The following is a 10,421-nucleotide window of genomic DNA, read 5'->3' on the forward strand; positions in this document are numbered from 1 at the left end:
CCGAATCACCCGCTTTGACGTATTCCGGTCCGGCTGAGGACGGCTCAGCTCAAGTGCAGCGCAACGGCGGCGCGCAGAAGACGCCGGCCGGGGTGCCTGCCGGCGGCAGTCGACGCGAACGGCGCGAAGCCGCACGCCGGCAGGGTCGCGGACCCAAGCCGCCGAAATCGGCGAAGAAGCGGTAACCGCCCTTCCCTCAAGGATTTGAGGCAAACGCCTCATGCGCCCACGCCGCGGGCGGCTGCAGCATCGTGGGCGTGACTACTACCGTCAGCATCAGCGAGCCAGCGCAGTTCGCCCGCAACGTCGAGGAAAATCCGGTACTGCCCACGGCCACCTGCGAACGGGTGTCGGGTTACGGTGTGATGGGCTTGCCCTTTCGCTCAGGACACGTGCTCGGTTTGCGCCGATGGACCGCGTCGTCGGTAGGCGAGGCCTTCACATCCATCTGGCATCGTGATCCGGCCGGCAGGTGGACGTTCTACGAGTCGGCGCCGTGTGAGGTGGCTTGTAGCCGCTACTTCGGCGCCGACGTGCAGCGCGCCCGACACATATCCATCGGGCTCGAATGGAAAACGCCGCGGCGGCTGCGTATTTGCACTCTCGACGACGCCACGGTCGACTGGACGATCCAGCTCGGCTCCACGCCGGTGACTCGCGCGATGAATCTGGTCGGCTCCGCGATGCCGAACACGTTGTGGCGCTCGCGTTCGGTCCTGTCACTGATGGGCCACGTCGCGGGCCGGGCCCTCCGCGCCGGCACGGTCAGGCTGAGCGGGCAGACATCCAATGGCCAGCACTTCGATGCCAATCCGCTGCGGATCTGGTATGTCACCGACAGCACTGCGGTGGTCGAAGGCCAGGACCTCGGCCCGGTCGGGCCGCTGGAAGAGCAAGCACACCTAGCCGACTTCTACTTACCACAGCGGGGGATATTCGCGATCGGCCGCGTATTCGTGGAACCTACGCGAGAATGAGCGCGCCGGTCACCCGATGTGCAATGCCACCACTTGCCACCTGTTGCCGTCGGCGGCTGGTAGTTGTTCGACGCGGCAGGCGATGGCATGTACGCGGCGGCCCCGGCTGTAGGTGCCGAACACCTCGGCCGCTGTCGCCGCATCGCCCGGTCCGACCGCTTGTAGGCGCACCCGGCGCAGCACCGCTGCCTCACGGCGACCGGCCGCACCGGGGTTGAGCGCGAGCACCGAGTCGACAAGCCCTGCTGTGAGCAGCGGACGCAACTGGGTTATCGGCCTGCGCCGGTCGATGACCTCCAGCACGCGGCGCAGTGCCGCATCGGCGAAATCTGCGGCCGCCCGCAGCGTCGGCGACATGGCTACTGCCGGGTGGTGTCCGGCTGACCGGGCTGATGCCCGCGCGCCGGGACGCCGCAGCGCCGTCGCGGAAACCGGCCTACAGTGCTGCACGTCGCGCGGCGGCGGCTCGTAGTCTACAACGGGCACGACGGCAACGCAGCGGTCGAGATTAACTGTCAAGAGTGCACCCTCCAGCGCTCGGTCGAACAGAAGCAGGCCTGCTGGAGAGTGGCAGACATTTCGGTTGCGGCGACCCGCTGCCCCCGGCTGCGCCGCGGCTTGCGATCGCCAAGTGTGATCATCATCGCACAACCGACGTTTCCGCGTACCCGCCCTGCACACCCCCTGAGCTGGCGGTTACGGTGAGCGACGACCGGTAGGTGAAGTGCACCAAACATCAAGGGGGACGGGCTGTGCCGCGGTTGTCCACGTCGGACGCCTCCTTCTATCGCCTGGAGAACAGCGCCACGCCGATGTATGTCGGCTCGCTGTCGATCCTGCGGCGCCCGCGCACCGGGTTGAGCTACGAGACGCTGCTGGAAACCGTTGAGCAGCGGCTGCCGCAAATACCGCGCTACCGCCAGAAAGTCCGCGAAGTCACGATGAACCTGGCCAGGCCGGTGTGGGTCGACGACCGTGACTTCGACATCACCTACCACATCCGGCGCTCCGCGCTGCCCTCCCCGGGCAGTGACGAGCAGCTGCACGAGCTGATCGCGCGTCTGGCTGCGCGGCCATTGGATAAGTCGCGGCCGCTGTGGGAGATGTACCTGGTCGAAGGGCTGGCCAAAAACCGCATCGCGCTCTACACGAAGTCACACCAAGCGCTGATCAACGGCATGAATGCGCTGGAGATCGGCCACGTCATCGCCGACCGGACGCGGCGTCCGCCGACGTTCCCCGAGGACTTCTGGGTGCCTGGCCGCGACCCCGGCACTACCCGTCTGCTGTTGGGCGCCATCGGTGACTGGGTGTCGCGGCCGGGATCTCAGCTGCAAGCCGTCCGCTCCGGACTGGTCGAGGCGGTCACCAATTCGAGGTTGGTGATCGACGTGGGCCGGCGGCTGGTCAACGTCGTGCGCACAGTTGCGCGGGGCACAGCGCCCAACAGCCCGCTCAATGCCCCGGTCTCGCGCAATCGACGGTTCACGGTTGCGCGGGGGCGGCTCGAGGACTACCGCGCGATACGGGCACGCTACGACTGCGACGTCAACGATGTGGTGTTGGCCGTCATCACCGGCGCACTGCGTAACTGGCTGCTGTCGCGCGGTGAGGCGGTGGCGCCGCCCGCAACCATCCGTGCGATGGCGCCCATGTCGGTCTATCCCGACGACGAGTTCGACGCCTCCAGTCCCGGACAAGCGATCAGCCAGGTGACACCGTTCCTGATCGACTTGCCGGTGGGGGAGGGCAACGGAGTGATACGGCTCTCCCAGATCGCCCATGCCACCGAGTCGAATCCCACAGCGGCCAGCCTGGTCGACGCCCGCAGCATCGTCACGCTGTCGGGATTTGCGCCACCGACCTTGCACGCGATGGGGATTCGGGTGGCCACCAACATGTCGGCGCGGTTGTTCAACCTGCTGATCACGAACGCGCCCGGCGCGCAGTCGCAGATGTATGTCGCCGGGGCCAAACTGCTGGAGACCTACGCGGTTCCGCCGCTACTGAACAACCAGGTGCTGGCCATCGGTGTGACGTCGTACAACGGCATGCTGTATTTCGGGATCAACGCCGACCGCGAAGCGATGAGCGACGTCGACGTGCTGCCCTCGCTGTTAGCTGAGTCGCTCGAAGAATTGCTGGAAGCCGCAAAGTAGCCGACGCGCGCACCTATGAAGCCGAATTGCATTGGCTGCAAACGGAATTCGTCAAATGCAGAAGAGCTGGCCGCGCGTCGGGAGTTCATCGAGTGGCTATCAGGGTCCGCCCCGCGAATTGTTCAGGTATGTCGATGATCACGTCGCAACATTGCTGGTCGAGCGCGAGTGGGCCGTTACAGTCGGCTGATGCGGGTCTATGTCCCGGCGACGCTGGCGATGCTGCAGCAGTTGGTCGCCGACGGTTCATTGCGGCCCGTCAACGGCACCGCGTTCGCGGTCACACCGGCGCTGCGCGAGTCCTATGCCGAGGGTGACGACGAGGAGCTCGGCGAGGTCGCCCTGCGAGAGGCCGCGCTGGCTTCGCTGCGGCTGCTGGCCGGCGGCGAGGATTCCGATGACGAGTTGCCGCCGCGGCGCGTGGTGCTGGTCGCCGACGTCGACGATGTGACGCTTCGCCCGGACCTCGACCACGCGGTGGTGCGGCTGGCCGGACCTGTAGCTATCAGCGATGTCGTCGCGGCATTTGTCGACAATGCTGCGGCCGAAGCCGCAGTGACAGCAGCGATTGCGGCCATCGACGCCGCCGACCTCGGTGACGAGGATGCCGAGCTGCTGGTCGGCGACGCCCAGGACCACGATCTGGCCTGGTACGCCGCCCAGGAACTGCCGTTCCTGCTCGAGCTGCTCTAGCCATGGCTGGATACGGAGCCGTAGGTTACGCTACCGTAGGTTTGTCAGGTGGGCGGAAGCCGCATGCCGCACAGTCAGCAGGAGCTTCCTATGGAACCAACGAAGAAGAAGATCCCGAAAATCACCGCCGACGTCGTCGACACTGACCAGCCGACCGTCGTCGGCGCGGACAGGCATCCGGGCTGGCACATGCTGCGCCGGATCGCCACCAGGATCACGACGCCGCTGTTGCCCGACGACTATCTGCACCTGGCCAACCCGCTGTGGTCGGCCCGGGAACTGCGGGGTCGGATCGTCGAGGTCCGCCGCGAGACGCGCGACTCGGCAACGCTGGTCATCAAGCCCGGGTGGGGTTTTAGCTTCGATTATCAGCCCGGTCAGTACATCGGCATCGGATTGCTGGTGGACGGGCGCTGGCGGTGGCGATCGTATTCGCTGACGTCAAGCCCGGTGACGGCGTCGCGCACGGTGACGATCACCGTCAAGGCAATGCCCGAAGGTTTCCTGTCCACCCACCTCGTTGACGGCGTCGCGCCCGGGACAGTCGTCCGGCTGGCCGAGCCGCAGGGAAATTTCGTGCTGCCCGACCCCGCGCCGCCGGCCATCCTGTTTCTGACCGCGGGAACCGGCATCACGCCGGTGATGTCGATGCTGCGGACGCTGGTGCGCCGCGACCAGATCACCGACATCGTCCACCTGCATTCGGCACCCACCGAATCCGACGTGATGTTCGCCGCCGAACTGGCCGAGCTGCAACGCGAACACGCGGGTTATCGGCTGCGGTTGCGCGCGACCCGCACGGAGGGCCGGCTCGACCTTGCCCGCCTCGATGAGGAAGTGCCCGACTGGCGGGAACGGCAGACGTGGGCATGCGGCCCTGAAGGCATGCTCACCCAGGCGGAGAAGATGTGGTCGGCGGCGGGCGTGGCGCAACGGCTGCACCTGGAGCGGTTCGCGGTGTCGCGGGCCGCCCCCGCCGGAGCGGGCGGGACGGTCACGTTCGCCCGCAGTGGTCGCACCGCGGCGGCAGACGCGGCGACGTCGTTGATGGACGCGGGCGAGCGGGCGGGGGTGCAGATGCCGTTCGGGTGCCGGATGGGCATCTGCCGGTCGTGCGTGATTCCGCTGCTCGACGGCCACGTCCGCGACCTGCGGACCGGCGTGGAACACGAAGCCGGAACGCGGGTGCAGACCTGCGTTACCGCCGCGTCCGGCGACTGCGTACTCGACATTTAAGCGATTCTCAGCTGCTACCCGCTGGTAACTTACGGTTTCGTAGGTTACGATAGCGTAGGCAGCGATTCCACGACTGCAGGAAGGCAAAGTATGGCCGTCACTGACATCGAGGTATTCGCGCATCTCACGGATGCCGACATCGAAAACTTGGCCGTCGAGCTCGACGCAATCCGCCAAGACATCGAAGACTCCCGCGGCGAGCGCGACGCCCGCTACATCCGCCGCACCATCGCCGCACAGCGCGCACTGGAAGTCACCGGTCGCTTGTTGCTGGCGGCCAGCTCGCGACGCACGGCCTGGTGGGCAGGCGCGGCAACACTGGGCGTGGCCAAGATCGTCGAGAACATGGAGATCGGCCACAACGTCATGCACGGCCAGTGGGACTGGATGAACGACCCCGAGATCCACTCGACAACCTGGGAGTGGGACAACCTCGGGGCCTCCAAGCACTGGCGGTACAACCACAACTTCGTGCACCACAAGTACGCCAACATCCTCGGTATGGACGACGATGTCGGCTACGGCCTGCTGCGCGTCACCCGCGACCAGCGCTGGAAGCGCCACAACCTGTTCAACCTGGTCTTCAACACCATCCTCGCGGTTGCGTTCGAATGGGGCGTCGGCTTGCAGCACGTAGAGCTCGGCAAGATCTTCAAGGGCCGGGCGGCCCCAGAAGAGAGCCGGGTTCGAATCCATGAGTTCGGGCGCAAAGCCGCTCGGCAGCTGGTCAAGGACTACGTCGCGTTCCCTGCGCTGACCTCCCTGTCGCCCGAAGCGACGTACATGTCCACGCTGAAGGCCAACTTCACGGCCACTGTGATCCGCAACCTGTGGGCCAACGCGGTGATTTTCTGCGGGCATTTCCCCGACGGAGCCGAGAAGTTCACCAAGACCGACATGGCCGGCGAGTCCAAAGGCCAGTGGTACTTGCGGCAGATGCTGGGCAGCGCCAACTTCAACGCCGGGCCGGTGATGCGGTTCATGAGCGGCAATTTGTGCCACCAAATCGAACACCATCTGTATCCCGATCTGCCGAGCAACCGGCTCGCCGAGATTTCGGTGCGGGTGCGCGAGATCTGCGACAAGTACGACTTGCCCTACACGACCGGCCCGTTCCTGCTGCAGTACGCCAAGACGTGGCGGACCATTGCCAAACTGTCGCTGCCGAACAAGTACCTGCGCGACACCGCCGACAACGCCCCGGAGACCCGCAGCGAGCGCATGTTCGCAGAGCTGGAACCCGGTTTCGCGGGCACTGATCCTGCCACCGGACGCCGGCGCGGCCTGAGGACCGCGATTGCTACCGTGCGGGGCTGGCGACGGAGCAGGCGCGCCAAGGCGCTTGGTGCCGAAAGCGGCGACGACCTGGCGGCCTAACTGCTCGTCTGATTGCCGCGCGTCAACTGAGCCGACGACGGGCACTCAGACACCATGAGTGTCGTAGTGGTTGGCCAGATCGGCCGTGATCTAGTGCTGCGCTGCGCTGAATTGCCCGAGAGCGGCGGATCCGCGCCGGTCGTGGAGCGGCGCGAAGTGCTGGGCGGCAAGGGCGCCAATCAGGCTGTTGGCCTGGTCCAACTCGGCGTACCCGTCGCACTGATTGGCGTGGTCGGTGATGACCCGCCGGGGGCGTCGGTGCTGCAGCAGGCTTCTGACGACGGCATCGACACCCGCGGAGTCGTCCAGCGGGGCGACACCGCACTGCTGGTCGACGTGGTCGATGCACCCGGGAGCCGGCGGCTGTTGGAAGACATACCGGACAGCTCGTTGGTCACCGTCGACGACCTTGACCGATCAGCCGCTGTCTTCGACGCCGCCGACATCGTCTCGCTGCAACTGCAACAGCCGCCCGAGACCGTGCTGGCCGCCGCTCGCCGCGCCCACGAGCGCGGCGCACGAGTGGTAGCCGACGGCGCTCCCGAGCAGAGCATCCGCGACGAGCTGATGCAGTGGGTGCAGGTCATCCGAGCCGACGCCAAGGAAGCCGAGCTGATGGCCGGTGAGCCTGTCGACTCGGTGCCCGCAGCAACGGATTGGGCCCAGCGGTTGCTCGACACCGGGCCAGAGCTGGTGGCCGTCGCCATACCGGACGCCGGGGATCTGGTGGTCTGGCCTGACGGCAGCCACCTCTTTCCGTTGTCGAAAGTAGGGGTGGTCGATCCGACCGGCGCCGGCGACGCGTTTGTGGCCGGACTGATCGCCGCACTGCGCAAAGGTGCCCCGCCGGATGCGGCCGGCGAGCTGGCTGTCGCCGCGGCCAGCTCCACCGTGCAGCGGCTCGGCGGGCGGCCCGACTTGACCGCGCTGACGAGCTGACGAGGGCTGCCGAGAACGCCAAGCGCCTTCCCCCCGCGAGCGGGCGCTTTTGTACACCTGAAGCGGCGTGTCGGCGTACAGACACGCCCGCTCGGCCTAGCTTTCGCGCAGCGCGGCCAGCAGCCGCCGGGCCGCGGCGACGCGCCGCGCAGCCGGTCCGGTGAGAGCGTCGAGCGCGCACTCCGGATCAGCGGGCGGCCCCAAGTGTCCACAGCCGCGGGGGCAGTCCTGAATTGCCTCTGCCAGATCGGTAAACGCCATCAGCACGTCCTCGGGTGCGATGTGCGCCAACCCGAACGTGCGGATCCCCGGCGTGTCGATCACCCAGCCGCCGCCGGGTAACGGCAACGCCACCGACTGTGTCGAGGTGTGCCGCCCCTTACCGATGTTGGTCACCTCCGCGACTGCCCGGTTCGCTTCTGGCACAAGACGATTGACCAGAGTCGACTTGCCGACTCCGGAATGGCCAAGCAGCACGCTGAGCTTTCCGGTAAGCAGGTCCACCGTTGCATCCAGCGGATCGTCGCGGCCGGCGGCGACCACGCTGAGGTCGAGGTCGGCGAATTCTTCGGCGAACGGCCGGGCGGGCGCGAGGTCGGTTTTGGTCAGGCACAGGATCGGTTGCAGCCCACCGGCGTACGCAGCGATCAGCGCCCGGTCCACCAGACCGGTGCGTGGTGGCGGGTCCGCCAGCGCCACCACGATCATCAGCTGGTCAGCATTGGCGACCACGACCCTCTCGGTGGGATCGGTGTCATCGGCGGTGCGCCGCAACACGGTTCGCCGCGGTCCGCGCCGCACGATGCGCGCCAGGGTGTCCGGCCGCCCGGACAGATCGCCGACGACGTCGACGTCGTCGCCGACGACAATGGGGGTGCGGCCGAGTTCGCGTGCCCGCATGGCGGTGACGCGACGCTCGGGGTCGTCGTCGAGCGCACATCGCCAGCGGCCGCGGTCGACGCTGACCACCATGGCCAGCTGGGCGTCGGCATGTTCGGGGCGGACTTTGGTGCGCGGCCGAGAGCCTCGTCCGGGGCGGACCTTGACGTCGGACTCGTCGAAGTCGCCTGGCCTCAAGCCGAGGACCCCTGATCGGCCAGCATGTCGGCCCATAGTTGCGGAAAGCCGGGCAGTGTCTTGGCGGTGGTGGCGATGTCCTCCACTTCCACTCCGGCTACCCGTAACCCGACGATCGCGCCGGCAGTGGCCATCCGGTGATCGGCGTAGGAGTGCCAGATGCCTGGCCGCAGCGGTGTCGCGGTGATCACCAGCCCGTCCGGTGTCTGCTGGCAGTTTCCGCCGAGCCCGTTGATCTCGGCGCTCAGCGCCGCGAGCCGGTCGGTCTCGTGGCCGCGCAGATGCGCGATGCCGGTCAGTCTCGACACCGATCCCGGCGCCGCCAGCGCCGCGAGAACCGCCACCGTCGGCGTCAGCTCGCCGACTTCACGCAAGTCAACGTCGAAGCCGCCGTACTCGCGCGGCCCACGTACTTCGAGGTAGGAATCTGCTTGTGTTACAACGGCATTCAGGCGCTTCAAGATATCCAGGATGATGTCGGCCGGCTGGATGCTCGCAGATGGCCAGCCGGTGATTCGCACGGCGCCGCCGCTGACCACGGCCGCCGCCAGAAACGGAACGGCGTTGGAGAGATCCGGTTCGATGTCCCAATGCCGAGCGGCCACAGGGGCGGGGCGCACCCGCCAAAGGTTCGGCGTCGAATCGTCGACGTCTACCCCGGCTTGTCGCAGCATCGCCACCGTCATGGCGATGTGCGGCGCCGACGGCAGCGTCGATCCGGTGTGCTCGACGGTGAGCCCTTCGGTGAACGCGGGAGCGCACAGCAGCAGGCCCGACACGAACTGCGACGACGCGGACGCATCGATGCGCACCATGCCGCCGGTGACCCTGCTCGCGCCGCGCACCCGAAACGGCAGTCCATCGCCCTCGACGTCGACACCCAGACCGCGCAGCGCATCCAGCAGCGGCGCAATCGGCCGGGCCCGGGCCTGTGCGTCGCCGTCGAACTCCACCGTCACGTCGGTCAGCGCGGCCAGTGGCGGCACAAACCGCAGCACAGTGCCGGCCAGCCCGCAATCGACCCGGGCGTCGGGCACCGGGGAGAGCGCGCCGCTGATACTCAGGTCCGTGCCGGACCCGCCGACGTGCAGCCCCAGGGTAGTGAGGGCCCCGATCATCAGGTCGGTGTCGCGGCTGCGCAGCGCGCCCCGGATCGACGAGCCACCTTGGCCGCTCGCGGCCGCCAGCGCCGACAGCACCAGAGCGCGGTTGGTCTGCGACTTCGAGCCGGGCACGGTCACGGTCGCAGACACCGGAATCGGTGTGCAGGGCGCCGTCCACAGCTGGCTGGTCACACGACCATCATGGCTTGTCGGCCGCTGTTCTGCGGGTAGGCCCGGCACTATGGAAGGTATGTGCGGACGATTCGCGATGACGACCGATCCGGCGAAGCTGGCCGAGAAGATCAAGGCGATCGACGAGGCCACCGGATCTCAGGGGGCTTCGCCCGCGCCGAACTACAACGTGGCGCCGACGACGACGATCGCGACGGTGGTTCGTCGCCACGACGAACCCGATGACGAACCGACTCGGCGGGTGCGGCTGATGCGGTGGGGGCTGATTCCGCCTTGGGTCAAGACCGGGCCCGACGGAGCGCCGGATTCCAAAGGGCCGCAGCTGATCAACGCCCGCGCCGACAAAGTCACCACCTCGCCGGCGTTTCGCGCGAGCGCCAAATCCAAGCGGTGCCTGGTCCCGATGGACGGCTTTTTCGAATGGCATGCCAATCGCGAGCCGGGCAAAAAGACCCGCAAAACGCCGTATTTCATCTACCGCGAAGACGGTGAACCGCTATTCATGGCGGGCCTGTGGTCGGTTTGGAAACCGGGTCAGCAGCCGGCAGAAGACGCGCCGCCACTGCTGACCTGCACGATCATCACCACCGACGCGGTCGGCGAACTCGCGCGTATCCACGACCGGATGCCGCTGGTCGTGGCCGAACGCGACTGGGACCGGTGGCTGG

At 67.3% G+C, this 10,421-nt stretch carries 11 protein-coding genes; 8 read left to right on the plus strand and 3 right to left on the minus strand.

Annotated features, from left to right (window positions below; genetic code table 11):
- Positions 1–185, plus strand: a 185-nt coding sequence (locus VFA16_RS07125; protein ID WP_324967137.1) for a hypothetical protein, incomplete at its 5' end; no start/stop codon positions are given.
- A gap of 72 nt (positions 186–257) precedes the next feature.
- Positions 258–977, plus strand: coding sequence for a hypothetical protein (locus VFA16_RS07130; RefSeq protein ID WP_324967138.1), 720 nt, complete (start codon positions 258–260; stop codon positions 975–977).
- 9 nt (positions 978–986) lie between these two features.
- On the opposite strand, the gene VFA16_RS07135 is transcribed toward VFA16_RS07130, so the two are convergent.
- Positions 987–1,463: an Rv3235 family protein gene (locus VFA16_RS07135; RefSeq protein WP_324967139.1), complete on the minus strand. Its 477-nt coding sequence runs from the start codon at positions 1,461–1,463 to the stop codon at positions 987–989.
- 326 nt (positions 1,464–1,789) lie between these two features.
- On the opposite strand from VFA16_RS07135, the gene VFA16_RS07140 reads away from it, so the two are divergent.
- From VFA16_RS07140 to VFA16_RS07160, 5 genes are all read left to right on the plus strand, one after another.
- Positions 1,790–3,136, plus strand: a complete 1,347-nt coding sequence (locus VFA16_RS07140; protein WP_414687659.1) for a WS/DGAT/MGAT family O-acyltransferase — start codon at positions 1,790–1,792, stop codon at positions 3,134–3,136.
- 186 nt (positions 3,137–3,322) lie between these two features.
- The gene (locus VFA16_RS07145) at positions 3,323–3,829 is read left to right on the plus strand and encodes a DUF6912 family protein (RefSeq protein WP_324967146.1); all 507 of its coding nucleotides are present in this window, start codon (positions 3,323–3,325) and stop codon (positions 3,827–3,829) included.
- A 90-nt stretch (positions 3,830–3,919) separates the two neighbouring features.
- On the plus strand, positions 3,920–5,065 hold the full coding sequence (locus VFA16_RS07150) for a ferredoxin reductase (RefSeq protein WP_324967141.1): 1,146 nt from the start codon (positions 3,920–3,922) through the stop codon (positions 5,063–5,065).
- A gap of 90 nt (positions 5,066–5,155) precedes the next feature.
- On the plus strand, positions 5,156–6,442 hold the full coding sequence (locus VFA16_RS07155; RefSeq protein WP_324967142.1) for a fatty acid desaturase: 1,287 nt from the start codon (positions 5,156–5,158) through the stop codon (positions 6,440–6,442).
- A gap of 54 nt (positions 6,443–6,496) precedes the next feature.
- Positions 6,497–7,381, plus strand: a complete 885-nt coding sequence (locus VFA16_RS07160; RefSeq protein WP_324967143.1) for a ribokinase — start codon at positions 6,497–6,499, stop codon at positions 7,379–7,381.
- A gap of 96 nt (positions 7,382–7,477) precedes the next feature.
- On the opposite strand, the gene rsgA is transcribed toward VFA16_RS07160, so the two are convergent.
- Positions 7,478–8,458, minus strand: coding sequence for a ribosome small subunit-dependent GTPase A (gene rsgA / locus VFA16_RS07165; protein WP_324967144.1), 981 nt, complete (start codon positions 8,456–8,458; stop codon positions 7,478–7,480).
- Positions 8,455–9,741 (minus strand): 3-phosphoshikimate 1-carboxyvinyltransferase, encoded by a 1,287-nt coding sequence (gene aroA, locus VFA16_RS07170; RefSeq protein ID WP_324967147.1) that lies wholly within the window; start codon positions 9,739–9,741, stop codon positions 8,455–8,457. The genes rsgA and aroA overlap by 4 nt, the downstream gene beginning before the upstream one ends.
- Positions 9,742–9,811: 70 nt before the next feature.
- Here aroA and VFA16_RS07175 point away from each other — a divergent pair.
- The coding region (locus tag VFA16_RS07175) for an SOS response-associated peptidase (protein ID WP_324967145.1) at positions 9,812–10,421 on the plus strand (610 nt) is incomplete at its 3' end.

It is taken from the genome of Mycobacterium sp. (genome assembly GCF_035653355.1).
GTDB lineage: Bacteria > Actinomycetota > Actinomycetes > Mycobacteriales > Mycobacteriaceae > Mycobacterium.

What these genes read in the sequence shown, in the direction of transcription:
- VFA16_RS07150 (WP_324967141.1), top strand. Translation starts at nt 3,920, where the DNA reads ATGGAACCAACGAAGAAGAAGATCCCGAAAATCACCGCCGACGTCGTC.
- VFA16_RS07140 (WP_414687659.1), top strand. Translation starts at nt 1,790, where the DNA reads ATGTATGTCGGCTCGCTGTCGATCCTGCGGCGCCCGCGCACCGGGTTG.
- VFA16_RS07155 (WP_324967142.1), top strand. Translation starts at nt 5,156, where the DNA reads ATGGCCGTCACTGACATCGAGGTATTCGCGCATCTCACGGATGCCGAC.
- VFA16_RS07160 (WP_324967143.1), top strand. Translation starts at nt 6,497, where the DNA reads ATGAGTGTCGTAGTGGTTGGCCAGATCGGCCGTGATCTAGTGCTGCGC.